Annotated in this window: 23 protein-coding genes; 16 read left to right on the top strand and 7 right to left on the bottom strand. The window is 67.3% G+C overall.

Annotated features, from left to right (window positions below):
- Positions 1-9 precede the first annotated feature (9 nt).
- A complete protein-coding gene (locus RDV64_RS06490) occupies positions 10-846 on the bottom strand; it encodes a transporter substrate-binding domain-containing protein (protein ID WP_309198453.1) in 837 nt (278 codons plus the stop codon).
- 122 nt (positions 847-968) lie between these two features.
- Between RDV64_RS06490 and RDV64_RS06495 the strand changes: the two genes are divergently transcribed.
- A complete protein-coding gene (locus RDV64_RS06495; RefSeq protein ID WP_309198454.1) occupies positions 969-1,370 on the top strand; it encodes a DUF4112 domain-containing protein in 402 nt (133 codons plus the stop codon).
- A 113-nt stretch (positions 1,371-1,483) separates the two neighbouring features.
- Here RDV64_RS06495 and RDV64_RS06500 read toward each other — a convergent pair whose 3' ends face one another.
- Positions 1,484-1,693, bottom strand: coding sequence for a hypothetical protein (locus tag RDV64_RS06500; RefSeq protein ID WP_309198455.1), 210 nt, complete (start codon positions 1,691-1,693; stop codon positions 1,484-1,486).
- A 157-nt stretch (positions 1,694-1,850) separates the two neighbouring features.
- Positions 1,851-4,508, bottom strand: coding sequence for an alanine--tRNA ligase (gene alaS / locus RDV64_RS06505; protein ID WP_309198456.1), 2,658 nt, complete (start codon positions 4,506-4,508; stop codon positions 1,851-1,853).
- Between the two features lie 129 nt (positions 4,509-4,637).
- On the opposite strand from alaS, the gene RDV64_RS06510 reads away from it, so the two are divergent.
- Positions 4,638-5,345: an aspartate/glutamate racemase family protein gene (locus RDV64_RS06510; protein WP_309198457.1), complete on the top strand. Its 708-nt coding sequence runs from the start codon at positions 4,638-4,640 to the stop codon at positions 5,343-5,345.
- On the opposite strand, the gene RDV64_RS06515 is transcribed toward RDV64_RS06510, so the two are convergent.
- A complete protein-coding gene (locus RDV64_RS06515; protein WP_309198458.1) occupies positions 5,323-6,309 on the bottom strand; it encodes a DMT family transporter in 987 nt (328 codons plus the stop codon). The genes RDV64_RS06510 and RDV64_RS06515 overlap by 23 nt on opposite strands.
- Positions 6,310-6,413: 104 nt before the next feature.
- Here RDV64_RS06515 and RDV64_RS06520 point away from each other — a divergent pair, with 104 nt between their 5' ends.
- From RDV64_RS06520 to RDV64_RS06580, 13 genes are all read left to right on the top strand, one after another.
- Positions 6,414-7,250, top strand: coding sequence for an FAD binding domain-containing protein (locus RDV64_RS06520; protein ID WP_309198459.1), 837 nt, complete (start codon positions 6,414-6,416; stop codon positions 7,248-7,250).
- Positions 7,247-9,976 carry a molybdopterin cofactor-binding domain-containing protein gene (locus RDV64_RS06525; protein WP_309198460.1) on the top strand — a complete coding sequence of 910 codons (2,730 nt, stop codon included), beginning with the start codon at positions 7,247-7,249 and terminating at the stop codon, positions 9,974-9,976. Before RDV64_RS06520 ends, RDV64_RS06525 begins: the two co-directional genes overlap by 4 nt.
- Positions 9,973-11,403 carry a 6-hydroxynicotinate reductase gene (locus RDV64_RS06530; RefSeq protein ID WP_309198461.1) on the top strand — a complete coding sequence of 477 codons (1,431 nt, stop codon included), beginning with the start codon at positions 9,973-9,975 and terminating at the stop codon, positions 11,401-11,403. Before RDV64_RS06525 ends, RDV64_RS06530 begins: the two co-directional genes overlap by 4 nt.
- Entirely contained in the window at positions 11,403-12,257 is an 855-nt protein-coding gene (locus tag RDV64_RS06535; protein WP_309198462.1) for a UPF0280 family protein, read from the top strand. The genes RDV64_RS06530 and RDV64_RS06535 overlap by 1 nt, the downstream gene beginning before the upstream one ends.
- Positions 12,254-12,838: an amino acid synthesis family protein gene (locus tag RDV64_RS06540; protein ID WP_309198463.1), complete on the top strand. Its 585-nt coding sequence runs from the start codon at positions 12,254-12,256 to the stop codon at positions 12,836-12,838. The genes RDV64_RS06535 and RDV64_RS06540 overlap by 4 nt, the downstream gene beginning before the upstream one ends.
- A gap of 15 nt (positions 12,839-12,853) precedes the next feature.
- Positions 12,854-13,246 carry a cupin domain-containing protein gene (locus tag RDV64_RS06545; protein WP_309198465.1) on the top strand — a complete coding sequence of 131 codons (393 nt, stop codon included), beginning with the start codon at positions 12,854-12,856 and terminating at the stop codon, positions 13,244-13,246.
- A gap of 28 nt (positions 13,247-13,274) precedes the next feature.
- Positions 13,275-14,486 (top strand): ABC transporter substrate-binding protein, encoded by a 1,212-nt coding sequence (locus tag RDV64_RS06550; protein WP_309198466.1) that lies wholly within the window; start codon positions 13,275-13,277, stop codon positions 14,484-14,486.
- A 57-nt stretch (positions 14,487-14,543) separates the two neighbouring features.
- A complete protein-coding gene (locus RDV64_RS06555; RefSeq protein WP_309198467.1) occupies positions 14,544-15,392 on the top strand; it encodes a DMT family transporter in 849 nt (282 codons plus the stop codon).
- 22 nt (positions 15,393-15,414) lie between these two features.
- A complete protein-coding gene (locus tag RDV64_RS06560) occupies positions 15,415-17,262 on the top strand; it encodes an ABC transporter permease (protein WP_309198468.1) in 1,848 nt (615 codons plus the stop codon).
- On the top strand, positions 17,259-18,029 hold the full coding sequence (locus RDV64_RS06565; protein WP_309198469.1) for an ABC transporter ATP-binding protein: 771 nt from the start codon (positions 17,259-17,261) through the stop codon (positions 18,027-18,029). Before RDV64_RS06560 ends, RDV64_RS06565 begins: the two co-directional genes overlap by 4 nt.
- A complete protein-coding gene (locus RDV64_RS06570) occupies positions 18,022-18,723 on the top strand; it encodes an ABC transporter ATP-binding protein (RefSeq protein WP_309198470.1) in 702 nt (233 codons plus the stop codon). Before RDV64_RS06565 ends, RDV64_RS06570 begins: the two co-directional genes overlap by 8 nt.
- Entirely contained in the window at positions 18,723-19,145 is a 423-nt protein-coding gene (locus tag RDV64_RS06575; RefSeq protein WP_309198471.1) for a MarR family transcriptional regulator, read from the top strand. Before RDV64_RS06570 ends, RDV64_RS06575 begins: the two co-directional genes overlap by 1 nt.
- A gap of 165 nt (positions 19,146-19,310) precedes the next feature.
- Positions 19,311-21,509: an EAL domain-containing protein gene (locus tag RDV64_RS06580; RefSeq protein ID WP_309198472.1), complete on the top strand. Its 2,199-nt coding sequence runs from the start codon at positions 19,311-19,313 to the stop codon at positions 21,507-21,509.
- Positions 21,510-21,540: 31 nt separating this feature from the next.
- Here the strand turns inward: RDV64_RS06580 and RDV64_RS06585 are convergent, their stop codons facing one another.
- Positions 21,541-22,722: a glycoside hydrolase domain-containing protein gene (locus RDV64_RS06585; RefSeq protein WP_309198473.1), complete on the bottom strand. Its 1,182-nt coding sequence runs from the start codon at positions 22,720-22,722 to the stop codon at positions 21,541-21,543.
- Between the two features lie 327 nt (positions 22,723-23,049).
- Here RDV64_RS06585 and RDV64_RS06590 point away from each other — a divergent pair, with 327 nt between their 5' ends.
- On the top strand, positions 23,050-23,658 hold the full coding sequence (locus RDV64_RS06590) for a DsbA family protein (RefSeq protein WP_309198474.1): 609 nt from the start codon (positions 23,050-23,052) through the stop codon (positions 23,656-23,658).
- Positions 23,659-23,675: 17 nt separating this feature from the next.
- Here the strand turns inward: RDV64_RS06590 and RDV64_RS06595 are convergent, their stop codons facing one another.
- Both RDV64_RS06595 and RDV64_RS06600 read right to left on the bottom strand, forming a co-directional pair.
- The gene (locus RDV64_RS06595) at positions 23,676-24,032 is read right to left on the bottom strand and encodes a metalloregulator ArsR/SmtB family transcription factor (protein WP_309198475.1); all 357 of its coding nucleotides are present in this window, start codon (positions 24,030-24,032) and stop codon (positions 23,676-23,678) included.
- Positions 24,013-24,498, bottom strand: coding sequence for an SRPBCC family protein (locus tag RDV64_RS06600; RefSeq protein WP_309198476.1), 486 nt, complete (start codon positions 24,496-24,498; stop codon positions 24,013-24,015). The genes RDV64_RS06595 and RDV64_RS06600 overlap by 20 nt, the downstream gene beginning before the upstream one ends.
- Positions 24,499-24,631 lie beyond the last annotated feature (133 nt).

The following is a 24,631-nucleotide window of genomic DNA, read 5'->3' on the forward strand; positions in this document are numbered from 1 at the left end:
CTTGCTCGCTCAGTCGCAGGTCGCTTCGTGCGGGGTCTCGTCGTAGCCATTGTAGCCGGGCTCGCCGAAGCCGACCTGCACGGTCACGGCCGCCGCGCCTTCAGGCGGCGTGACGCCGAACCACTTCTCGGACAGGGCCGCCATCGTGCCGTCGAGCTTCAGGCATTCGAGCGCGGCTTCCACCTTGTCGCGAGTGGCGGCATCGTCCTTGCGGAACGGCATCGCCCACACCTTGCCGGTGACGAAATTGTACGAAATGTCGAGTTCGGGGCTTTTCTTCGCAAGCCACTGGGAGGCGGTGTTTCCGGCCACGTTGGCATCGGCACGGCCGGAGATCACGGCTTGCACCGCGTCGGCGTTGGTGCCGTAGCTCTCGACGGTCCAGCCGATTTCCGGCTCAAGCTCACGCGCCCAGGAATCGTAGACCGAGCCCTTGTTGACCGCGATGGTCTTGCCGGCGAACTGCTTGAGGTCCGTCACCGGCTCGTGACCGGCCTTCACGACAAACTGGAAGTCGGTGTTGAGATAGCCTTCGGTGAACAGGAGGCTCTCGGCGCGCTCTTCGGTCACCGTAGTGGGTGCGACGATGAAATCGTAGGTGCCGGCCTGGAGGGCAGGCAGAAGGCCGGACCACTGGGTCGCGGTGATGTCCATCTCGACGCCGAGCTTTTCGCCGACGGCGTTCGCCAGATCGACGTTGAAGCCTTCAACGCCGCCGCCGAGCTTCGGCATCGCGTGCGGTGCAAAAGTGCCGTCCAGCGCAACGTTGTATTTATCCTGCGCATGGGCGGCAGACGCGGCACCCAGAGCGAGGGTGAGGGCAATGAGGCGAAGCGACGAAGCCATGTTTGGCATCTCCTGATGGGGTTGCATTGAAAATATGCAGGCCAGTTTTGTGCCAGTCAATTGAACAAGTGGAACCGACCGGGTTGCAATTCTGTTGTATGCGCAACCAAGGAGTGACCGTGATGGCCCCCACACTGACAATGCCGCGTTCGTCTGGAAGCCACCGCAAAGCGGAAGAGGCTCCGCCGTCGACCGAACAGCTCGACAAGCTTGCCCATATGCTGGACAGCCGCTTCAGCCTGTTCGGGATCCGCTTCGGCGTGGATTCGATGCTGGGACTCGTGCCCGGCATCGGCGATCTCGCCGGCCTCGGCATGTCCGCCTATATTCTGGGTCAGGGCTATAAGATGGGCGCCCGCAAGCGCACGCTGGCCCGCATGGGCGTCAACGTGATGGGGGACACCGTGTTCGGTGCCATCCCGGTGCTGGGCACGGTGATCGACGTGTTCTGGAAGTCGAACCGCAGCAACATGCGACTGCTGCACCGCGACATCGAACGCGGCAAGATGAAACGCCGCTTCTGACGGAGCGGCGGACCGCCGCGTCATCTGGCGCGAGCATACATTAAGACCGAAAGCGGCAGGACCAATCCTGCCGCTTTTTTTATGCGCAGGGCGGCCGCGACACGAAATGCGCGTCAGTAGTGGCCGAATCCCCCGTAGATGCCGTGGCACCGGAACGGGTATTCGCTGAAATAGCCCTCGTCGGCGAATTCGCCTTCGTGGCCCGGAGCGTCCGGGCGTTCTACCGGCAAATGCACGGGCCCCTTGCCGAACATGGCTTTGATCAGCCCGAACAAAGAGCCCACTGGGCTGGTGGATTGAGCGGCGGCGGTAACGTCGTTCATCGCATCAGTCTCCGAGTTTCACGACCCGAGATCTAAGGCTGGTGTGCGCATGACTGAGTGACCGCGATCACGCACCAGCCGAAGTCAGTCATGGAACAATGGAGACCGGGGCCACGTCAAGCCTATAGTTGCGCCACCGCCGCGTTGTTTTGCAGCCTCAGCCCTGTTCAATCACGGCGACAATGGCGGCGATGGCGTCTTCCGCCTTGCCGGCATCGGGGCCGCCGGCCTGCGCCATGTCGCGCCGCCCGCCGCCGCCCTTGCCGCCCAGCGCCTCGGACGCAGCCCGCACCAGCGCAACGGCATCAAAGCGCCCGGTCAGGTCTTCGCTGACGGTCACGACCACGCTGGCGCGCCCTTCCGCCGTGCCGACAATGGCAACCACTGCGGAGCCTGCGGCCTGCCGCGCCTCGTCGGCAAGCCCCTTCAGCGCCTTGCCGGGGAGCCCGTCCACCACGCGGCCGACAAAACTGACGCCCGCCACCTGGCGCGCCGCATCCGCCTGACCGGGACCGGCAAGCGCCAGCTTCCGCTTGGCGTCTTCCAGCTCGCGCTCCATGCGGCGACGCTCTTCCATCAGCGCCTCCACACGGCTGGCGGCATCGGCCGGCGACACCCGCAGCGCGGATGCCACCGCGCGAAGGCGCGCCCGCTCGCCCGAAAGATAGGCACGGGCCGCCTCACCTGTGAGCGCCTCGATCCGCCGCACACCGGAGGACACGGCGCCCTCTTCGGTCAGCGCGATAAGGCCTATGTCGCCGGTGCGGGCGACGTGCGTGCCACCGCACAGCTCAACCGAAAAGCGCGTGTTGGCCGGTGCCCCGTCGTCAGCCCGGTTGCGCCCCATGGAGACGACGCGGACCTCATCGCCATATTTCTCGCCAAACAGCGCCCGCGCGCCGGACTGGCGGGCCTCGTCGATCGCCATCACGCGGGTGTCGACGGTGTCGTTCTCGCGCACCCGGTCGTTGGCATGGGTTTCAATCACCGCGATGTCTTCGGGGCTGATGGGTGCGTTGTGCGAAAAGTCGAACCGCAGCCGCTCCGGCGCGACGAGCGAGCCCTTCTGGGCCACATGGTCGCCCAGCGTCCGGCGCAGACACTCGTGCAGGATGTGGGTTGCGGAGTGGTTGGCGCGGATGTGGTCACGCCGGGCGGGGTCGACCTTGAGGGTCAGCGCATCGCCGAGCTTGATGGCGCCCGATTCCAGCCGGCCATGGTGGACGAAAATCCCGTCCGCCGCCTTCGCAACATCGGTGATGACGAAGCGGGCACCGCCCGCGACGGCAACGCCGTGGTCGGCCGCCTGGCCGCCCATTTCGGCGTAAAACGGCGTCTGGTTGAAGACCAGCGCAGCCTCGCCGGAGGTGAGTTCGTCCACTTCCTTGCCGTCCACCACAATGGCGCCGACCGAGCCGTCCGCCACCAGCGTGTCGTAGCCGAGGAATTCGGTGACGCCGACGCGGTCGCGCACGCCGAACCAGACGCGCTCGTCCGTCGCGTCGCCCGAGCCCTGCCAGTTCTTGCGTGCTTCGGCGCGTTGGCCGGCCATCGCCTCGTCGAACCCGGCGCGGTCCACCGTCAGCCCGCGCGGGCGCAGTGCGTCCTCGGTCAGGTCGTAGGGGAAGCCGAACGTATCGTAGAGCTTGAACGCTGTTTCGCCGGGGAGCGAGGCGCCTGCCGTCAGCCCCTCGGTGGCCTCCTCCAGCAGCGCGAGGCCGCGGGTGAGGGTGCGGCCGAAGCGCTGCTCCTCTGCCTCGGTGGTCTCGGCAATCAGCTGCTCGGCGCGGCCAAGCTCAGGGTAGGCCTGGCCCATCTCGTGAACCAGCGCCGGCACCAGCCTGTAAAGCACGGGCTTCGTCGCGCCCAGCATGTTGGCGTGGCGCATGGCGCGGCGCATGATGCGGCGCAGCACGTAGCCGCGGCCTTCGTTGGACGGCATCACGCCGTCCGCCATCAGGAAGCCGAGGGCGCGCAGATGGTCCGCAATCACCTTGAAGCTCGGCGCGGCGTCGCCCTCTGCCTTGGCGCCGATGGCGTCCTCGGTGGCGCGGATCAGCGCCTTGAAGAGGTCGATGTCGTAATTGTCGTGGACGCCTTGCAGGATGGTCGCGATCCGCTCCAGCCCCATGCCGGTGTCGATCGACGGCTTGGGCAGGTCCAGCCGGCGGTCCGGCGTCTCCTGCTCGTACTGCATGAAGACAAGGTTCCAGATCTCGATGAACCGGTCGCCGTCTTCGTCGGGAGAGCCCGGAGGGCCGCCCGGAATGTGGTCGCCATGGTCGTAGAAGATTTCCGAGCACGGGCCGCAGGGGCCGGTGTCGCCCATCCGCCAGAAATTGTCGTCAGTCGGGATCCGGATGATCTTGTGGTCCGGCAGCCCGGCAATCTTCTTCCACAGGCCGAATGCCTCGTCGTCGTCGGCGTAGACGGTGGCGAGCAGGCGGTCGGGGGAGAGGCCGAATTCCTTGGTGATCAGCCGCCATGCGAGCGTGATCGCCTCTTCCTTGAAATAATCGCCGAACGAGAAATTGCCCAGCATCTCGAAGAAGGTGTGGTGGCGCGCGGTATAGCCGACGTTTTCAAGGTCGTTGTGCTTGCCGCCCGCGCGGACGCACTTCTGAGACGTTACCGCACGATTGTACGGCCGGCTTTCCGCACCGGTAAAAACGTTCTTGAACTGGACCATGCCGGCGTTCGTGAACAGAAGCGTCGGATCGTTGCGCGGCACGAGCGGGCTCGACGGCACGATTTCGTGTCCCTCGCTCGCAAAATAATCCAGAAACTTCGAGCGGATATCGTTGACGCCACTCACCCGATGCTCTCCCAAGTCTAATCAATGCGCGAGGTAGCCGCTTCCTCGCCCAATGTCACCAGTTGTCAGCGCGCGGGCTTGCCGGATCCACCAAGCCCACGCCATTTTGTCACACGGGAGCCGACGCGAATGCTGGGAAAAATCCTTCTCATCAACCCGAACTCGAACCAGGCCGTGACCGACGGCATGGCAGGCGCCGTCACCCCGTACAAGGTCCATGGCGGGCCCGAAGTCGAGTGCATCACGCTGACAACCGGCCCCTTCGGCGTTGAATCCCAGGCCGACGTGGAAGCCGTGACGCTGCCGCTGCGCAACATCGTCGCCTCGCGGCGGGACGTTGACGCGTTCATCATCGCCTGCTTTTCGGACCCCGGCCTCGCCGTCTGCCGCGAGGCGACGGGCGCCGCCGTGCTCGGCATCCGCGAATGCGCCGTGTTCAGCGCACTCACGCTGGGCGACCGCTTCGGCGTGGTTGCGCTGGGGCCTGCCTCCATCCGGCGGCAGTCGCGCGCATTTCGCGAGATGGGCGTGACCGCGCGCTGGGCCGGCTCGGCGCCGCTCCACATGAGTGTCGCCGACGCGGAGGAAGAATCCGCCTACCCCGCCGTCCAGACCGCTGCCGAGCGTCTCCTCGAACAGGGCGCCGAAGCCATCATTCTGGGTTGCGCCGGCATGGTGAAGCACCGCGCCCCGCTGGCCCGCGCCATGGGCGTTCCGGTGATCGACCCCGTGCAGGCAGCTACGGCGCAGGCGCTGGGCGTTGCGCTTCTGGCCCGCTCCGAACGGGAGACGGTGCCCGTGATGCCGACCCAGCTCACCGCTGCGCGCGGGTCGTAAGCACCAGCGCGCCGGCGAGAATGAGGCCGGCGCCAGCCACGCTCACGAGGTCGGGCCAGACCGAGAAGATCGCGATGTCGTACACCGCTGCGAAGATGAGCGTGGTGTAGCCCACCGGCGCCACAAAGCTGGCGTCGGCCCGCTTCATGGCGGCAGTGTAACACATCTGCGCGCCCAGCATCAGCGTGCCCAGCGCCCACAGCGCCAGCCACTGGCCGGGCGTCGGCATCCGCCACACCGGCAAAACCGCCACCGACGACAGGATCAGCCCGAAGACGTTGGCCAGCAGCAGGATCTGCAACAGCGGCTCGCGCCCCGACAGGCGCTTGATGATCGTCAGCTCCAGCCCCATGAAGAGCGCCGCTCCCAGCGCCGCCACCGCGCCGAGGGACATGGCGCCCTCCCCCGGCCGCAAGAGGACGAACGCGCCGGACAGTGCAATCAACGTCGCAATCCAGCGCCACCGGCCCACCCGTTCGCGCAGGATGAGGCCCGCCAGCACCAGCGTCACCACCGGGCTCAGGAACGAGATCGCGGTGGCGTCGGCGAGGGGGATCAGGGTCGCCGCCATGAACATCAGCGTGACGGTGCTGAACCCGCAAACGGCGCGCAGCGCGTGGAGCGGCAGCGCCGGCCGCGTGAACGGCGCCCGCACGGCAGCGGCCACCAGCGCCACCGCACCCAGCGCAAACAGAAAGCGGCCGTTGGTGATCTGAAGCGGATGCAGCGGCGCACCCAAAACAGGCGTGCCGAGCGCCTTGGCGAGCACCGTCGTCATCGCCACCAGCGCGGAGGCCAGCGCAATCAGCCCCACCGCCAGCAACGGCCGAGCAGCGGGCACGGCCGGTGCCGCAGGGTGAGCCGGCACGGCAATCACCTCGGATGCGGCGTGCACCGCAGCCACGCCGGTGGCAGGCGGCACCTGCGCCGTGTCTTGCGGTGCCGAAGTGTTCGATGCGTTCAATTCCGCTCCTTCACCGCCCGCCGTGCGTTGTCGCGCATTATTCCAAATTGACAACTTCGCTGAGCGCGGCTTAACGTTCGTATACCAACGATCAGGACGGGTGAATGTCATATCACTGCCCGCGAACTGTTGACGAGGCTCTGGCTGCGCTTTGCGTGGCGGACGCACGCATTCTTGCGGGCGGCACCGACTTTTACGCAGCGCTTGGCGACCGCCCGCTCAACTTCCCCGTGGTGGACATCACCCGCATCGATGGCCTGCGCGCCATCACCCCGCACGAAGGCGGCTGGCGCCTCGGCGCCGCCACCACCTGGACCGACATCGTGCGCGCCCCCCTCCCCCCGGCATTCGACGGGCTGAAGGCCGCCGCGCGCGAGGTTGGCGCCGTGCAGATCCAGAACACCGGCACCATTGCCGGCAACCTGTGCAATGCCTCTCCTGCGGCAGACGGCGTGCCGGCCCTGCTGGCTCTGGGCGCCAGCATCGAGGTGGCAGGCTCCGGCGGTTTACGCACGGAGCCGCTGTCCGCCTTCCTCACCGGTGTCCGCCAGACCAGCCTTGCACCGGGTGAAATGGTGACGGCAATTCTCATCCCGCCGCACGGCGCGGCGGCGCGCGGCGCGTTCGTCAAGCTCGGCGCCCGGCGTTATCTGGTCATCTCCATCGCCATGGCCGCTGCCGTTCTGGAGACAGAAAACGGGCACATCAGCGCAGCCCGCGTTGCCGTGGGGGCGTGCTCGGCCGTTGCCGCACGGCTTCCCGCGCTGGAAGCCGCGCTGGCCGGCACGCTGGTGGCAGATGCACCTTGCGCGGTGGCGGCGGATCATTTCGCGGACCTTGCGCCCATCGGCGATGTGCGCGCCTCCGCCCCGTTCCGGATGGAGGCTGCGCTGGAGCTGGTGCGCCGCACCCTGAAATCTGCTGGTGAGGTCCCGTCATGAGCGATGCTGCCGTCCGCAGCGCGCCGGAAGCTGCCGCCTCGTTCACCCTCAACGGCGTTGCGGTGGCACACGATGGCGCGCCAGGCGAACGGCTCAGCCAGGTGCTGCGCGAGCGGCTCGGCGCCCGTGACGTGAAGGTCGGCTGCAATGCGGGCGACTGCGGCGCCTGCACCGTGCTTCTGGACCGCGAGCCGGTCTGCGCCTGCCTCGTCAGTGCCGGGCAGGCCGAGGGGCGCGCCGTCGACACTGTGGCCGGCCTTGCGGCCTCGCCGCTGGGGGCTGCCCTCGGCGCGTCGTTTCAAAGGCACGGGGCCGCGCAATGCGGCATCTGCACGCCGGGAATGCTCGTGTCGGCCGCGGCCCTGCTCGAGCATGATGCGGCCCCAACCGCCAGTGCCGTGGAGGAGGCGCTTGCCGGCGTCCTCTGCCGCTGCACCGGCTACCGCAAGATCATCGCCGCGGTTCTCGATGTGGCCGGCGCCCCGGCGGTCCACGGCGAGGGCCGCGTCGGCGACGCGATCCCCCGGATCGACGGCCGCGCCAAGGTGGCCGGAACCGAGCGGTTCGGCGACGATGTCGCGCCCGAGGGAACGCTGGTCGTCAAGGTGGTGCGCTCGCCCCACGCCCACGCCGCCTTCACACTGGGCGATCTCACCGCCTACCGCGACGCAACCGGCCTTGCCGCCATTCTCACCGCGCGCGACGTGCCGGGCAGCAACATTTTCGGCGTGATCCCGCCTTTTGCCGACCAGCCGGTGTTTGCCGAGGGCACCGCCCGCTTCCGCGGCGAGGCCATTGCCGCCATTGTCGGCGAGCCGGCGGTGGTTGCGGCGCTCGACCTTGCCGCCTTTCCGGTGTCGTGGGAACCTTTGCCTGCGCTGGAAAGCCCGGTCGCTGCCCTGGCCGACACGGCGCCCCGCATCCATGGCAGCCGCCCCGGCAATGTCATGTGCCGCGGCGCGGTCCGCCATGGCGACGCCGCCGCAGGCCTTGCCCGCGCCGACATTGTGGTTGAGGGCACCTTCACCACGCCCTTCGTCGAGCACGCCTATATCGAGCCGGAAGCCGGGTTCGCGCAGGTGGTGGACGGGCGCATCGAAGTCCATGCCTGCACGCAGGCCCCGGTGATGGACCAGGAAGGCCTTGCCGCCATCCTCGGCCGGCCGCTGGCGGATGTGCGCGTGGTGCCCACCGGGATCGGCGGCGGCTTCGGCTCCAAGCTCGACCTTTCGGTCCAGCCCTTCGTGGCCATCGCCGCCTTGAAGACGGGCCGACCGGCCCGCATCGCCTACACCCGCACCGAATCGATGCAGTCCACCACCAAGCGGCACCCAGCCACCATCCACGCGCGGATCGGCGCAACACGGGACGGCCGGATCAGCGGCTTTGCCTTCCACGGCGTGTTCGACACCGGCGCCTACGCCAGCTGGGGGCCGACGGTGGCCAACCGCGTGCCCGTCCACGCCTCCGGCCCCTACGGCGTGGCCGACTACGAGGCGACCAGCGAGGCGATCCACACCCACAACCCGCCGTCCGGCGCCTTTCGCGGCTTTGGCGTTCCGCAATCGGCCATCGCGCAGGAGGTGCTGTTCGAGGATCTTGCGCTGGCGCTCGGCCACGATCCGCTGGAATTCCGCCTCGCCAATGTCCTGCGCAACGGAACGCCCACCGTGTGCGGGCAGGTGTTTGAACAGGGCGTCGGTATTGCGGCGTGCCTGGAGGCGCTGAGGCCGCACTGGCAGCGTGCGCGGGCCGATGCCGAAGCCCTTTCGACCGCTACGCTGCGCCGCGGCGCCGGCATTGCCTGCGGCTGGTACGGCTGCGGCAACACCTCCATGGCCAACCCCTCCACCATCAAGGCGGGGGTAACGGCGGACGGCACCATCGTCCTCCACCAGGGCGCCACCGACCTTGGCCAGGGCTCCAACACCGTCATCGCGCAGATCTTCGCCACGGCGCTCGGCGTGCCGGTGGCCGCCATCACCCTCGTCGGCCCTGATACGGACGTGACGCCCGATGCCGGCAAGACCAGCGCCTCCCGGCAGACGTTCATTTCCGGCAACGCCGCCAAACGCGCCGGCGAAAGTTTGCGCGCGGCTCTGCTGCGCCTTGCCAATGCCGGCCCGGATGCCGAGATCGTCCCCGGCCGGGGCCTGGCGGTGGTCGACGGCGACCGGAAGCAGATCATCGAGCTGCCGGCCGCCGAGGGGCCGTACGCACTGGTGGTTGCAGAAAGCTACGATCCGCCCACCGAACCGCTGGACGAGAACGGTCAGGGCGCGCCCTACGCCGTGTTCGGCTACGCGGCACATCTGGTGGAGCTGGAAGTCGACGTGGCGCTGGGGCGTGTGCGGCTCATCAAGTTCACCGCCGCACACGACGTGGGCAAGGCCATCAACCCGGCGCTGGTGGAGGGCCAGGTGGAGGGCGGCATTGCGCAGGGCATGGGCATGGCGCTGATGGAAGAATACATCCCCGGCCGCACCGAGAACCTGCACGACTATCTGATCCCCACCATCGGCGACATGCCGCCGGTGGAAACGCTTATCATCGAGGAGGCCGACGCGCACGGCCCGTATGGCGCCAAGGGCCTTGGCGAACACTGCCTCATCCCCACCGCACCGGCGATCCTCAACGCCATCCGCCATGCCACCGGCGCACGCCTCACGGATGTGCCCGCCACACCGGACCGGGTGCGTGCCGCCATCAAGGCCGCCAGGCCATGACCGCCGCCGAAAAGATCCGCTGCGATGCCTGCCCGGTGCTCTGCTACATTGCCGACGGGCGGACGGGCGCATGCGACCGGTACGCCAACCACGACGGCAACCTCGTCCGCCTCGACCCCTTGACCGTGCTGGACATCGCTGGCGACGACCAGCGCGTCGTCCCCTTCCTGTCGGGCGCTCAGGACTGGGAGGGCGAGGCGTTTTCGTCGGGCGCCAAGTTCGTCACCGCCATCGGCGCCGGCACCACCTATCCGGACTACAAGCCCGCCCCCTTCATCGTCAGCCAGAAGGTGGGCGACGAAGACATGGTCACCGTCGTGACCGAAGGCATCTTCAGCTACTGCGGCGTGAAGGTGAAGATCGACACCGACCGCCACATCGGCGAGGAGCGCGCCATCGTGCGCGTGGACGGCGAGCCCGTCGGCCATGTGATGACCGGCGAATACGGCTCGCGAATGCTCTCGCTGGGCGGCGTCGACCATCTCACCGGCGGCTCCAAGAAGGAGGGCCGCGTCACCTGCGCGACCCTTCTGGCGCTGTGCAACCGTCAGTCGGTCGAGATGGAGGTCGAGGACGGCGCCCGTCTCGTCATCGCGGCCGGCAAGGCGCCGGTGATCAACGGCACGGAAGAAGCGCGGATGCGCGTCGGCTGCGGCTCGGCGACCATCGGCATGTTCGCCCGCCAGTGGGCGCCGCTGGTGGACGATGTGGTGGTGGTGGACGACCACATCACCGGCGTCCTGTCCGAGCATCAGGCGGGGCGACTGCTCGACGTGCCGCCCACCGGCATCAAGCTGAAGGGCCGCAAGTCGACGCCGGGGCGGTATTTCCAGGTTGCCGGGCCCGGCACGTCGTGGGGCGGCACGGACATTGCGGACCCGCTGGAGATTTTGGGGCCGTTCAACCCCAAGGTCGCGTGGCCCGGCATGCGCCTGCTGATGGTCTCCACCACCGGCGAACAATCCGCCTACTACACGCTGAATGAGGCGCTGGAGCCCGTCCCCACCGACCTCACCACGGCACTGGAGGCGGTGGTGGCGCGCATTTCGGAAAATTGCGAACCGGCCACGGCGTCGGTGCTCTTCATGGGGGGCGCAGGCGGGTCGCTGCGCGCCGGTGTGACGGAAAACCCTGTGAGGCTCACCCGCTCGGTGAAGGCCGCGCTCACCCGCGTCACGGTGGGCGGGGCACCGGCATTCGTGTGGCCGGGTGGCGGGATCACGGTGATGGCCGACGTGCTCGCCATGCCCGAAAACGCATTCGGCTCCGTGCCGACACCGGCGCTGGTCGCCCCCATCGAGTTTACCCTGCGGCGAAGCGACTACGCCGCGCTCGGCGGTTACATCAACGAGGTGCAAAGCCTTGAGGACGTGCTGGCAAAGGGGATGCCCGCCGGCGTGCGAACCGAAAACGGCGAGGCCGCGTGATGGAACGGGCCAGCGCGCACCGCCTTGCCGATGGCCGTCTCCACCTGTCACACGGTCCGATCGACCTCGTCATCAGCGCCGAGGGCGCCGCGGACGCCGTGACCGTTGCCGAAGCCGCCGCCACCGCCCGTTTCGCCACCATTCTGGCCGAACTTGCAGCCGAACTCCCTGCGCTGCGCACCGCGGGCGGCATCGGCGCCTCCCCTGTCGGCGCGCGGATGACCAGGGCCGTTGCCCCTCACACCGCCTTCGTGACCCCGATGGCCGCCGTTGCCGGCGCCGTGGCGGACGAAGTTCTGGTCGCGATGATTGCAGCGGCCCCCCTCACCCGCGCCATCGTCAACAACGGCGGCGACATTGCGCTTCATCTGGCCCCCGGCACAAAGGCCGACGCACGCATTGCGCTGGGCGATGGATCGACGGCGGGCCACATTGCCATCAGCGCCGGGGACGGGATCGGCGGCATCGCAACCTCCGGCCGCCACGGCCGCAGCCTCTCGCTCGGAATTGCCGACAGCGTGACGGTGCTTGCCCCCCGCGCTGCCGAAGCGGACGCCGCCGCCACCCTCATTGCCAACGCCGTCGACCTGCCGGGAAGCCCTGCCATCATCCGCACGCCTGCCAATCTGCTGGACCCGGACAGCGACCTCGGCACCCGCCCCGTCACCACCGCGGTCGGCCCGCTGTCCCGCGCCGAGGTGGCCGAGGCGCTGGAACGGGGCGCATCCGCTGCACGCGAAATGCAGGCAGAGGGGCTGATCGCGGCGACAGCCTTGATCCTGGCTGGCGAAGGCCGCACCGTCGGCACATTCCTCAATTTCCCAATCATCACCCAAGGCAATCCCGACCGATGAGCGCCAAAGTCCGCAAGATCGCCGTCTTTCTCGACGAGACGCACCTGGAAATGGGCCGCACCATCGCCCCCGCAACGCGCCGGGCCGCCGCCATCGCCGTGATCGAGAACCCGTTCGCCGGAACCTATCAGCACGACCTGTCGGAGCTGATGGAGATCGGTGCCGAGATGGGGGCCATGCTCGGCAACCGCGCCGTGCAGGCGCTCGGCATTGCGCCGGAGCGGGTCGAAAGCTACGGCAAGGCCGCGATAGTGGGCGAAAACGGCGAGCTGGAGCATGCCGCCGCCATCCTCCACCCCAAGCTCGGCGCGCCCCTGCGCGACGAGGTGGGCGGCGGCAAGGCCCTCGTCCCCTCCTCAAAGAAGATGGGCGGCCCCGGACAGGTCCTGGACGTCCCCCTTGGCCACAAGAATGCCGCCTATGTGCGCTCGCACTTCGACGGGATCGAGGTGCGCCTCAACGATGCCCCCCGTGCCAACGAGATTCTGGTCGCCGTCGCGGTGACCGATTCCGGACGCCCGCTGCCGCGCGTCGGCGGCCTCACCAAGAAGGAAATCGTGGGTGACGATGGCTTGCGCTGACCGGGCGGCCCGCCTGTGAGCGAGCGTCGCGGAACGCTGCTTCGCCGCGCTGCCTGGGAGAAACCCGGCGAGAGCTGGCGCGGCCATGTGGAGGGGCTGACGCTCGGCACCAACGTGACGGTGCTGTTCCACGCCTCCGAACCCGGTGGCGGCGCACCGCTCCACGTTCACCCGTATGATGAGATCTTCATCGTGCGCGAAGGGCGCGTGCGCTACACTGTCGGCGACGACACGATCGACGCAAAAGCCGGCGATATTGTGCTTGGCCCCGCCAACGTCCCGCACAAGTTCACCAACATGGGGCCTGGCCGCCTCGAAACCACCGACATCCACCTCAGCGACCGCTGGATCCAGCAGAACCTCGATGATCCGGGCGATCGCCGGGACGCCGAAAACGACCCCGCCTGAGCCCCCTCCGACACCAAGGGAGACGACCATGATCACACGACGCGTAACGCTTGCACTGGCACTTGCCGGCACGATTGCCGGGCTCGCCCCGGCCGCCCTCGCGCAGGATGGCACGCCGATCAAAGTTGGCGAGATCAACTCCTACACCCGCCTGCCGGCCTTCACCGAGCCCTACAAGAAGGGCTGGGAGCTGGCGATGGAGGAGATCAACACCGCCGGCGGCATCGACGGACGGCCGCTGGAGATCATCAGCCGGGACGACACCGGCGACCCCGCCACCGCAATCCGCATTGCCGACGAGCTGACCTCGCGCGAAGGCGTCTCCTTCCTGTTCGGCACCTTCCTCAGCAATATCGGCCTCGCCGTTGCCGACTTTGCGAACCAGAAGAAGATCTTCTTCCTCGCCTCCGAACCGCTGACCGACGCGATCGTCTGGTCCGACGGCAACGACTACACCTACCGCCTGCGCCCCTCCAACTGGATGCAGACCGGCATGCTGGCCGCGGAGGCTGCCAAGCTCCCCGCCACCAAATGGGCGACGATTGCCCCCAACTACGCCTACGGCACCGACGCTGTGGATGCCTTCAAGACCCAGCTGAAGGCACTGAAGCCCGAGGTGGAGTTTGTGGAAGAGCAGTGGCCGACGCTGTTCAAGATCGACGCCGGCTCCTCGGTTCGCGCGCTGGAAGGCGCCAAGCCGGACGCGATCTTCAACGTCACCTTCGGCCCCGACCTTGCCAAGTTCGTGCGCGAAGGCTCCATCCGCGGCCTGTTCGACGGGCGCGAGGTGGTGTCGCTCCTGTCGGGCGAGCCTGAATATCTGGAGCCGCTGGGCGACGAGACTCCGGACGGCTGGATTGTCACCGGCTACCCCGGCAACGACGTGAACACCCCCGAGCACGACGCCTTCGAAAAGGCGTACATGGAAAAATGGGGCGAAGCGCCGAAGACCGGCTCCATCGTGGGCTACAACTCGGTGATGACCATCAAGAAGCTGATCGAGACCGCGCCGTCGCTCCATACGGCAGACCTTCTGGCCACCATGGAAGGCCTTGAGGTGGACAGCCCCACCGGGCCGTTCGTGTTCCGCAAGGCCGACAATCAGGCCACCATGGGCGCCTATGTGGGCAAGACCGCCCTGGTGGACGGCAAGCCCTCCATGGTCGACTGGGTCTATGCCCCCGGCGCGGATTTCCTCCCCAGCGAGGCCGACGCCGCCAAGATGCGCCCCGCGCAGTAAGACGAGCGGAGCGGCTTGCGGGCCGCTCCCACCCCTTCACCAATCGAGTTCCCGCCGATGTCGACCACCGTGTTCTGTGCCGTCTTGCTGGCCGCGCTCCTCCACGCGGTCTGGAACGCGCTCGTCAAGGGCGGTGCGGACAAGCATCTGGGCATGGCGGCTGTCTCCATCGGCCATGTGCCGTTTGCGCTGGCTGTCCTGCCCTTTGCCCCGGCGGTGGACATGGCAAGCCTGCCCTGGATCATCGCCAGCATCGCCCTGCATCTCGGCTATCAGCTCTTCCTGCTGGCGGCCTACAAGATCGGCGATCTCACACAGGTCTATCCCATGGCCCGCGGCAGCGCGCCGCTGATCGTCACGGCCTATTCGGTCTTCGTCCTGGGGGTGGTGCTCGACCGGTTGCAGCTCCTTGCCGTGCTCCTCATTGCCGCCGGCATCATCTCGCTGGCGCTGGTGCGCAAACGGGATGGCCTGCGCAACCGCAAGGCCGCGGTGCTGGCGCTGGGCACCGGCGCATTCATTGCCGCCTACTCGCTGGTTGACGGGCTCGGCGCCCGCGCCGCCGGCAGCCCGCTCGGCTTCTACGCCTATGTGGGGCTGGGCAGCGGGTTCGCCTTCGGGGTGGTTACGCTGTTCATGCGGCCGGACGTGCTGCCCCGCCTCGTCACGGACGGGCGCCGGATGTTCTTCATCGGCGGCGGCTGCTCTTTCGCCGCCTACGCGCTTGTGGTCTGGGCGTTCACCCATGCCCCCATCGCCCTGGTCACTGCACTGCGGGAAACCAGCATCGTCTTTGCCCTGATGATCGGCGTGTTTGCGCTGGGCGAACGGCTCGACCTCGGCAAGCTCATTTCCACCGCAACAACGCTGATGGGCGCGATCTTGCTGCGCGCTGCCAAATCATGACATCCCCCGCCGGAGACTGCCCATGAGCTTTTACTTTGCGCAGCTTCTCACCGGCCTTGCGAACGCGTCTTCGCTGTTTCTCATCGCGTCGGGCCTGTCGATCATCTTCGGGGTAACGCGGGTGGTGAACTTTGCCCACGGCTCGCTCTACATGCTGGGCGCCTACCTCGCCTACACGCTCATCACCACGCTCGATTTTGGCGTCTTCGGCTTCTGGGGCTCGGTGCTCGCCTCCGCGTGCATCGTCGCGGTCATCGGCGGTGCCATCGAAATCCTGATCCTGCGGCGGATCTACCGTTCGCCGGAGCTGTTCCAGCTCGTCGCCACCTTCGGCGTCGTCCTCATCGTACAGGACGTGGTGCAGGCCATCTGGGGCGCGGAGGACCTTCTCGGCCCACGCGCGCCGGGCCTGTCCAAGGCCGTGCGGATCTTCGGCGAACCGATCCCCGAGTACGATCTGGCGCTCATCGGGGTAGGGCCGCTGGTGCTCGCCATCATCTGGCTGATCTTCAACCGCACGCGCTGGGGCATTCTGGTGCGCGCCGCCACCGAAGACCGCGAGATGGTCGGCGCGCTCGGCGTCAACCAGCGCTGGCTTTTCACCAGCACCTTCATGGTCGGCTCCTTTCTGGCGGGCCTTGGCGGCGCGATCCAGATCCCGCGCGAATCCGCCAGCCTGCTGATGGACCTGTCCATCATCGGCGAGGCTTTTGTGGTGGTGGTGATCGGGGGCATGGGCTCTGTCACCGGCGCGTTCGTTGCCGCCGTCATCATTTCGGTCCTCAACGCATTCGGCGTGCTCGTCTTTCCGCAGATCTCGCTGATCCTGCCATTTTTGGTGATGGCGATCGTGCTGGTGGTCCGGCCCTACGGGCTGTTCGGGACCGCAGCCTCCGCCCACGGCGCTCCCACGGTGCCGGAGGCGCCGATGCGCCCGCTCGGCCGTGGCGGTCTCATCGTCGCGGCGGTGTTGATTGCATGTGCCGTCGCCCTCCCCGCGTTCGAGAGCGGCTTCATTCTGGTCCTCCTGACCGATGTTCTGATTGCCATGCTGTTCGCCGCCAGCCTCCACTTCATCATGGGGGTGGGGGGCATGGTTTCGTTCGGCCACGCGGCGTATTTCGGGCTGGGCGCCTACGGAGCGGCGCTGGCAGTGCGGGCACTGGAACTTCCCATGCTTGCGGCCATGGCGTTCGGCCCGCTGGTCGCGGGGCTTGGCGCGATGATCTTCGGCTGGTTCTGCGTGCGGCTTTCGGGCGTTTACCTTGCCATGCTTACGCTGGCCGCCGCGCAGATCCTGTGGGGCATCACCTTCCAGTGGCAGGGGATCACCGGCGGGGATGACGGCATTCTCGGCGTGTGGCCCGCGAGCTGGGCCTCCGGCAACGTCGCCTACTTCTACATCGCGCTGGCGCTGTGCGGCGGCGGCCTTCTGTTGATCCGACACCTCGCCCACACCCCGTTCGGCTACGTCTTGCGCGGCGGACGCGACTCGCCAACCCGGATCGAGGCGATCGGCATCAACCTCAACGCCCACCAATGGCTGGGCTTCATCATCGCCGGCATGTTCGCGGGGCTGGCCGGGGTCGTCTTCGTCTTCTCCAAGGGCTCGGTGTTTCCCGATACGCTCGCCATCAGCCAGTCCATCGACGGGCTCATCATGGTGCTTCTGGGCGGCGTTCAGGCGCTCTCCGGGCCGCTGTTCGGCGCCGCCGCCTTCGTGCTGATCGAGGATTTCGTGACCCGGCTCGACTATTGGCGCTTCATCTTCGGCGCCATCATCCTTGCCATCGTGCTCCTCGCCCCTGACGGGATTTCCGGGGGAATATCGCGCCTCCTTGGTGTGTTCCGGCGAAAGGCACCGGCATGAGCGCGCTCACCGTCAAGGGTCTCGCCAAGTCGTTCGGCGGCGTGGATGCGGTGTCGGACGTGTCGTTCACGCTGGATACCGGCGAGTTTCTGGCGCTGATCGGCCCCAACGGCGCCGGCAAGACCACCTGTTTCAACATGTTGAACGGCTACCTCAAGCCGGACAGGGGCATGGTTCACCTCGGCGATACGCCCATCACCGGCCTTCGCCCCCGCAAGGTCTGGCGGCTGGGCGTGGGCCGTACCTTCCAGATCACCGAGACCTTCGCCACCATGACCGTGGCCGAAAACGTGCAGATGGCGCTGATCTCGCACCACCACCGCACGCTCTCCATGCTTGCCCGCGCCACCCGCCTCTACCGCGCCGAAGCGGAGGCGCTGCTCGCCCGCGTCGGCATGGCGGACGACGCCGGCCGTGCCACATCCGAGCTTGCGTATGGCGACCTGAAGCGCCTGGAGCTTGCCGTTGCCCTCGCCAACCGCCCCAAGGTGCTTCTGATGGACGAACCCACCGCCGGCATGGCCCCGTCCGAACGGCTGTCGCTGATGGCGCTGACGGCGGACATCGTCCACCAGGAGGGCGTCAGCGTCCTCTTCACCGAGCATGACATGGACGTTGTCTTTGCCCATGCCGACCGTATTCTGGTGCTCAACCGCGGAAAGCTGATCGCCGAAGGGTCGGGCGAACAGATCCGCGCCAATCCTCTGGTGCGCGAGGTCTATCTCGGTGGCGGCTCGGTGTTTGGCGAGGAGGCCGCCAATGCTTGAGGTTTCCGCGCTTAACACCTTTTACGGCGGCGCCCACATCCTGCGCGATGTCGGGTTTGCTCTCGCCGGCAACGAGGTCGTGGCGCTTCTCGGCCGCAACGGGGCCGGCAAATCCACCACCATGAAGTCGATCATGGGGCTGGTCCGGCCGCGTTCGGGCAGCGTCCGCTTCGAGGGCGAGGAGATTGCCGGCGCCCCCGCCTTCCGCATCTGCCGCGAGGGGATCGGCTATGTGCCGGAAGACCGCCGCGTGTTTGCAGCGCTGACGGTGGAAGAAAACTTGGAGGTCGGCCGCCGCCCACCCCGCGAAAACACCGCCACATGGAGCGAGGATGCGCTCTACACCCTGTTTCCCAACCTTGGCGAACGGCGGCGGCAGGCCGCGGGGCGCCTGTCCGGCGGCGAACAGCAGATGCTGACCATTGCGCGCACGCTGATGGGGAACCCGCGGCTCATCTTGCTGGACGAACCATCGGAAGGGATTGCGCCGCGCATTGTGGAAGAGATGGCCGGCGTGATCCTCGAGATGAAGCGGCAGGGCGTCACGGTGCTTTTGTCGGAACAGAATCTCTACTTTGCCAAGCTGGTGTCGGACCGGGCGGTCATCATCGAAAAAGGCGAGGTCCGCTTTGCCGGACCGTTTGCGGCGCTGGCCGAACAGCCGGAAATCGCCCAGCAATATCTGGTCGTCTGATGGCCGGCGAAGCGCCCTACCGGCTCGACGACCAGATCGGATACCTCTTGCGGCTGGCCGGTCAGCGCCACGTGGCGCTGTTCCAATCCCTCATGGAACACGACCTGACGCCAACCCAGTTCGCCATGCTGATCCGCCTTGGCGAGGTGGGTCAGGGCTCGCAAAACCAGCTCGGCCGGATGATCGGAATGGACGTCGCCACCACCAAGGGCGTGATCGACCGGCTGAAAGCCAAGGCCCTCATCACCCTCGCTGCCGACCCTGCCGACAGCCGCCGCCGGCTCATTGCCCTGTCGGAAGACGGGATCAAGCTCCTGCCGGCACTTCAGGCGCTGGGGCACCAGATCACCGACGCCACGCTGGGCGATCTGGACAAGGCGGAGCGCGCCACCCTCCTTGCCCTTCTCCGCCGGATCAGCTGACCGCCCGACCGGAAAGCCCCACGAAGGCCGCATCCTCTATCGTTACCGCTGACGGAGTGCTCGCTCCGCACATCGGCGAAGCGCACGGGTGCGCAGCGGGGGACGCGTGGTCGCAGGACGGAAGCGGAGTGGTGCAGGTGGTTTGCGGGCAGGGCGCCGCTGCCGATGACGCACGCCCAGCCACCACGCGAAGGCCCGCCGCGCGATCCGCCAAGGGCCAACGGCTCCGCATCCCGGTTCAATGAAGTCGCGCTGCCCGCCTACACCATCCGGGCAGCGCGACTTGCCGAGTTTGCGGCGCAGATTCTCGACATGCCGCTGGCGCTGATCCACCTGCCGGGCTTTGGGGACACCACCATCTACCCCCTTGCCGAAGAACAGGATTTCGACACCGCACCCTATGTGCGCGCCTGGCAGGCGCCGGAAATCGCCGGGGTCACCACCCTCATCGATCCGGCGTTGCCGGCAAGCACGCCCATCGGCATTGCCGTCAGCATTCCCGTGACCCTGTTCGGGCGCGATGTGTGGATCGCCGCCATCGACCCCGGCCGCAAGACGGCCTCAGAACGGGACACCGCCCTCGCCGCGCTGCTGCACGAAATCGGCGGCGACTATGGCCAGCGCGTGCGCGCGGCCATGATGTGGACCAACCGGCTCACCGAGGAAGTGGCCCTGCACGAGAAGGTGCAGGCGCTGGCCGGGGTCGGCACCATCGCCTGCCACGGGGACAGCGGGACCCTCACCGTGTCCGAGCGGGTCCTGCGCATCATGCGGCTGCGCGACATCGATTCAGTGGAGAATCTCAGCGCCTGCTTCGCCCCGCACGACCGGGCCGCCGTGCGCGATCTCCTCAGCGGTACCCATGGGAACGGCCCCAGGTCCGGCGAGTACGACATCGACAACCCCGACGGCACGATGACATCCGTTCGGATCCGGCGGATGATGCTGGACCCCGAGGCTGAGGTTGAGGCTGCCGATCCCGCCTGGATTGCCACTGTGGAAGATATCAGCGACCACCGCACCGCCCTGCGCGCCGCGGAACATACCGCCCGGCACGATCCGCTGACCGAGATCCTCAATGCCAACGCGTTTGGTGACGCGGTGAGCAGCGCCACCACCCGCGCCCAGAAATCCGAGACAATGGCCGGGCTGCTCCTCATCTCGCTGGACACGATGCGGAACACGGAGCAGCACTTTGCCCGCGCAAACGGTGACGCGGTGCTGCGCTTTGCCGCCCGCGCCCTCACCGCCAACGTGCGCACCAACGACGTTGTGCTCCGGCTCAGCGGCGAGGAATTCGCCATCGTCATGGATCACGTGACCGACGAGGACGGCCTCATGCGCCGCGCCCGCATCATCAAGGATGCACTGGAGAGCAATGTCTCCATCGGAGACGAAGCCAGCACCCTCAGCGCCTCCATCGGCGTTGCCATCTATCCGGACGATACCACCACGGGGCTCGACCTTTACGACGCCGCCTCCTTTGCGTTGTCGGAGGCGACGCGCAGCGGCGTCAGCAGCGTACACCGCTATAATCCGCTCATCCGCGACAAGCGCGAAAAGGAGCGCAAGATTATCGAGGACGTCCGCCTCGCGCTGAAGGACGACGAGTTCACGCCCTTCTTTCAGCCGAAAGTGGACCTGGAGAGCGGGCTTGTGGTGGGCTTCGAGGCGCTGTGCCGCTGGATCCACCCGCAACGGGGCATTCTCACGCCCGGCGCATTCATGCCGGCCTTCAACGCCGCCGGCATCGGCGCCGAACTGTCGGATGTGTCGATGGTGGGCGCCTTCCGGGCCGCCAGCCAATTCTCCCGCATGTCGCTCGATTTCGGCCACATTGCGGTCAACCTCAACGCGCTGCAGCTGCACCGTGCGAATTTTCTCGACATGGTCGAAGCGCTGCAATCCAGGTACAAGGTGCCCGCATCACGCATCGTGTTCGAGGTGCTGGAAAACGTCCTGATCCGCGAAAAGCACATTGTGCAGGACAACCTTCACGCGCTTTGCGACGCGGGCTTCACCATTGCGCTGGATGATTTCGGCACCGGCTTTGCCTCGCTCAAGCACATCCGCGAGCCGTTCATTCGCGAAATCAAGATCGACCGCAGCTTCATCACCCACGCCGGCTCCAGCGCGTCCGACCAGCAGATCGTCACCGCCATCGTCCAGATGGCCCGCAAGCTCGGCCTCCAGATGGTGGCCGAAGGCATCGAGGACGAAGAAACGCTGCGAAAGCTCAGGGCAATCGGCTGCACCGTGGGCCAGGGTTTCGTCTTTGCACCGGCGCTGCCGTTCGACGAGGCGGCCGAGTTTCTGGGCCGCCAGCGACGGATTTACGCCCTCCTCCAGCACTCCGGCCTGTAGGCGCGGACCCGCTTCGGCGCGCAGGCGCGGCCTACCGGCAGCGTGCGCCGCGCCTCGCCGCGCGCGACGAGATCCATGCCGGCTTCGAGCCGAAGTCGGGCGAGAGGTTTGACCGCGCGGTCCAGCCGTCGAACGTGCCGTCGTGGTCATAATCGACCTCGACCAGATCGCCCGCCTGCCGGCCGATGCGGGCGGCGTTGGCGTAATCCACCGTGTCGCTGTGGCGCACGGTGCGGCCACCCCGGCAGCGGCTCTGGCTGGAAATGAGATCGCGCGGGCCGGAGTTGGCGCTTTTGCGGATGCGGGCATCGCCGTCGCAGGCAAAACGGTGGGCGGCATAGACCTCGCGCGTGCGGCTTGCCTTGATCCGGACGATCCCGCGGCGGGTCCAGGCCCCCAGCGGCTTGTTGGCAAAGCGGGCATTCTTGATGTTGGTGTCCAGCGGCAGACCGCGGCGGCAGGCGCCCGGCGTTCCGGTGAACCATTCAAGGTTCACCCCGTGCTGGAAGAGGTCCCACCGGCTGGAATTGTGGAAGGCCGTCGTGCCGGGGTAGGCGCGGGATGCGGACAGCCACGAATGGTCGATCAATCGTGCATTTTGCAGCACATCAAGCGCATCGCCGTTGCCGTAGGCCCCCAGCTTGTAGCGCGCACCGCGCAGGATGCGGCGCACCTCGGTCATGTATTCCAGCATTGCCTTGCGGGTGGGTGCATCGCCGGCGCTGAACGCGATGTCGACGCCGAAATAGATCGCGCTGCCCCGCGGCTGGCCCAGCGCGCGGGCCTGCGCCACGGCCGCCTTGGCGTCCAGCGCGCCCTCCTGCGCCGGGGTGCGCGGCCGGCTTGTTGCGCGGCATGACCCGTCGGGCAGCGGCTTGCCGTTGCGGTCCTTGCCGAAGAATTTCTGCTTGGAGTCGTTGTTGAACTGGTAGATCGACAGCACCGCCATGCCGTTGTCGATGATCTGCCGCACCTCGCTGCGCGGATCGTTGATGAGACCCTGGTCCATCAGCCGCTTTTCCGGAATGCCGCGCTCCGGCTGCGGACAGCGCGCCAGATAGCGGCCGACCACCTCAACGCCCGAGGCGGCAAGCGCCTTGACGTAAGGCCGGGTGTCCCACGCCGCGTCGATGATGGCCGGGCGCGAATCCGCCAGTGCGGCGTGCGGCAGAACCGCGGCCAGGAATGCCGCGACGACCGGTGCGATGCGCATGTAGACCCCCTGCTTGCATGTGGAGCGACCTTGGAGAAGACAGCGCCCGGTCTCAACCCCATCCCGGTCTCAAACCCATCAAGGTCACTCACATGCCGGCCGCACGCTTTCCCGCGCCGGCGGCGGAGAAATGGCGGCGCCCTGCGGAGCGGCGCAATCCGGCGCCCCTTCCCTGCGTTCCGGAAAGCAGTGCCCGCCATGGCGACGGCATCCGGAGCCGGGCTGTTGACAGCGCGCCGATTTTCCCATCGGTGCTGGACCCAGCGTGATGCCGCAAGGGCAGGCCCTGCCTTCGCCTTTGAGCAACGCACCAAGCGGAGACGAGCGATGGCGCTGACCTTCTGGTATGATTTTTCCTCGACTTACTCCTATCTGGCCGCCTTGCGGGTGGAGGCGCTGGCTGCGGACGAGGGCGTGGAGGTGATCTGGCAGCCCTTCCTGCTCGGGCCGATCTTTGCCGAAGCGGGCTATGGCGGTTCGCCGAACCTGATGCTGGCCACCAAGGCCGAATACATGTGGCGTGATATTGCCCGCCGTGCCGCCCATCGGGGCGAACGCTTCGCCAAACCCGGCGATTTTCCGCAAAAGAGCGTTCTGGCGGCCCGCGCCGCCATTGCCGTCGACGCAGCGCAGCGTCCGGCCTTTTCGCGCGCGGTATTTGCGGAAATCTTCGCCAACGGCAACGATATTGCCAACCCCGATATCATCAAGGAAGCGGCGCTCGCGGCCGGGCTGTCGCCTGCAACCGTGCTGGAGCAAGCCGCCGCACCGCCCGTCAAGGAAGCGCTGTTTGCCGCGGTGGACCGCGCAAAATCACTCGGCATTTTCGGGGCCCCGTCCTTCGTGACTGCCGACGGGTCACTCTTCTGGGGCGACGATCGCCTGGCCGACGCGCTGCACTGGGAGCGCACCGGCGCGCTGCCGCAGCACAGCTGAGCGACGCGCGGACCGGCTCAACTGTCCGCGTCGTCCTCCACATGTTGCTTCAGGCGGCCCAGCGCACCCTGCCACTGGCGGGCGATGGCATCGAGCTGCGCACAGGCGCCGGCAAGGGCTTCCCCCTCAAACGAATACACCGTTTCCCGGCCGATCCTGCGGCTTTGCACCAGGCCGGCGCCTTCCAGCACCTTCAGGTGTTTGGTCACCGCCTGCCGCGTCAGGTCTGATGTATCGGCCAGCGCGCTGATGGAGCGCGGGTCCCCCGCCGACAAGGTGGCCACGATGGTGAGCCGCGTCCGGTCTCCGAGGGCGGCGAAGACCGGGGCCGTGGCAGGAAGGCCGGGTTCGGGGTCAGGGTCGTTCTGAGGCATGGCGTCCGATGTTGGCGAGCTGATAGGACCAGCCGCTTGTATTCATCCGGAAGGCTTCGGCCCGGCGGAATGCGGGAATGGCGTCGAACCCGCTCTCCCGGACGGTGAGAAGCGTCCCCGTATCGCGGGCAGCAAGCCGGAACTCGACCACCGTTTCCGGCTCCTGCGAATAATCGATCGCGGGGTCCAGCGCGTAGGGGTGCCATGTGTAGACGAAGCGGTCCGGCGCTTCCAACGCCTGCACATTCATTTGCACCACATAGTCCTTTCCGCGCAGCGTGAGGTGCGCCTCCACCGTCTCGCCCTCGCGAAACGGCGCGCTGATGGTGGCACCGAACCACTGGCCGAACTCGGCCGCATCGGTGAGCGCTCGCCAGACGCGGGCGACAGGCGCGGCAATCTCGATCTCTTCGACTATGGCATCCGCAACGTCGACGCAGGCGGGTTCGGGCTGTTCGATTGTCATGATCTGGCGCTCCAATTGGCAACTCATAAGTTGCACTTTAGAGGCATCAGCCGCTCGCGCAACCTTTTTGTTGCCTATTGCGCCATTGATCGATCAAAATGCAAAAAAGCCGCCGGCGCTGGGCCGGCGGCTT

This window comes from Acuticoccus sp. MNP-M23, assembly GCF_031195445.1.
In the GTDB taxonomy this organism is placed as follows: Bacteria; Pseudomonadota; Alphaproteobacteria; order Rhizobiales; family Amorphaceae; genus Acuticoccus.

What these genes read in the sequence shown, in the direction of transcription:
- RDV64_RS06490 (WP_309198453.1), bottom strand. Translation starts at nt 846, where the DNA reads ATGGCTTCGTCGCTTCGCCTCATTGCCCTCACCCTCGCTCTGGGTGCC.
- RDV64_RS06495 (WP_309198454.1), top strand. Translation starts at nt 969, where the DNA reads ATGGCCCCCACACTGACAATGCCGCGTTCGTCTGGAAGCCACCGCAAA.
- RDV64_RS06500 (WP_309198455.1), bottom strand. Translation starts at nt 1,693, where the DNA reads ATGAACGACGTTACCGCCGCCGCTCAATCCACCAGCCCAGTGGGCTCT.
- RDV64_RS06510 (WP_309198457.1), top strand. Translation starts at nt 4,638, where the DNA reads ATGCTGGGAAAAATCCTTCTCATCAACCCGAACTCGAACCAGGCCGTG.
- RDV64_RS06520 (WP_309198459.1), top strand. Translation starts at nt 6,414, where the DNA reads ATGTCATATCACTGCCCGCGAACTGTTGACGAGGCTCTGGCTGCGCTT.
- RDV64_RS06525 (WP_309198460.1), top strand. Translation starts at nt 7,247, where the DNA reads ATGAGCGATGCTGCCGTCCGCAGCGCGCCGGAAGCTGCCGCCTCGTTC.
- RDV64_RS06530 (WP_309198461.1), top strand. Translation starts at nt 9,973, where the DNA reads ATGACCGCCGCCGAAAAGATCCGCTGCGATGCCTGCCCGGTGCTCTGC.
- RDV64_RS06535 (WP_309198462.1), top strand. Translation starts at nt 11,403, where the DNA reads ATGGAACGGGCCAGCGCGCACCGCCTTGCCGATGGCCGTCTCCACCTG.
- RDV64_RS06540 (WP_309198463.1), top strand. Translation starts at nt 12,254, where the DNA reads ATGAGCGCCAAAGTCCGCAAGATCGCCGTCTTTCTCGACGAGACGCAC.
- RDV64_RS06550 (WP_309198466.1), top strand. Translation starts at nt 13,275, where the DNA reads ATGATCACACGACGCGTAACGCTTGCACTGGCACTTGCCGGCACGATT.
- RDV64_RS06555 (WP_309198467.1), top strand. Translation starts at nt 14,544, where the DNA reads ATGTCGACCACCGTGTTCTGTGCCGTCTTGCTGGCCGCGCTCCTCCAC.
- RDV64_RS06560 (WP_309198468.1), top strand. Translation starts at nt 15,415, where the DNA reads ATGAGCTTTTACTTTGCGCAGCTTCTCACCGGCCTTGCGAACGCGTCT.
- RDV64_RS06565 (WP_309198469.1), top strand. Translation starts at nt 17,259, where the DNA reads ATGAGCGCGCTCACCGTCAAGGGTCTCGCCAAGTCGTTCGGCGGCGTG.
- RDV64_RS06570 (WP_309198470.1), top strand. Translation starts at nt 18,022, where the DNA reads ATGCTTGAGGTTTCCGCGCTTAACACCTTTTACGGCGGCGCCCACATC.
- RDV64_RS06575 (WP_309198471.1), top strand. Translation starts at nt 18,723, where the DNA reads ATGGCCGGCGAAGCGCCCTACCGGCTCGACGACCAGATCGGATACCTC.
- RDV64_RS06580 (WP_309198472.1), top strand. Translation starts at nt 19,311, where the DNA reads ATGACGCACGCCCAGCCACCACGCGAAGGCCCGCCGCGCGATCCGCCA.
- RDV64_RS06585 (WP_309198473.1), bottom strand. Translation starts at nt 22,722, where the DNA reads ATGCGCATCGCACCGGTCGTCGCGGCATTCCTGGCCGCGGTTCTGCCG.
- RDV64_RS06590 (WP_309198474.1), top strand. Translation starts at nt 23,050, where the DNA reads ATGGCGCTGACCTTCTGGTATGATTTTTCCTCGACTTACTCCTATCTG.
- RDV64_RS06595 (WP_309198475.1), bottom strand. Translation starts at nt 24,032, where the DNA reads ATGCCTCAGAACGACCCTGACCCCGAACCCGGCCTTCCTGCCACGGCC.
- RDV64_RS06600 (WP_309198476.1), bottom strand. Translation starts at nt 24,498, where the DNA reads ATGACAATCGAACAGCCCGAACCCGCCTGCGTCGACGTTGCGGATGCC.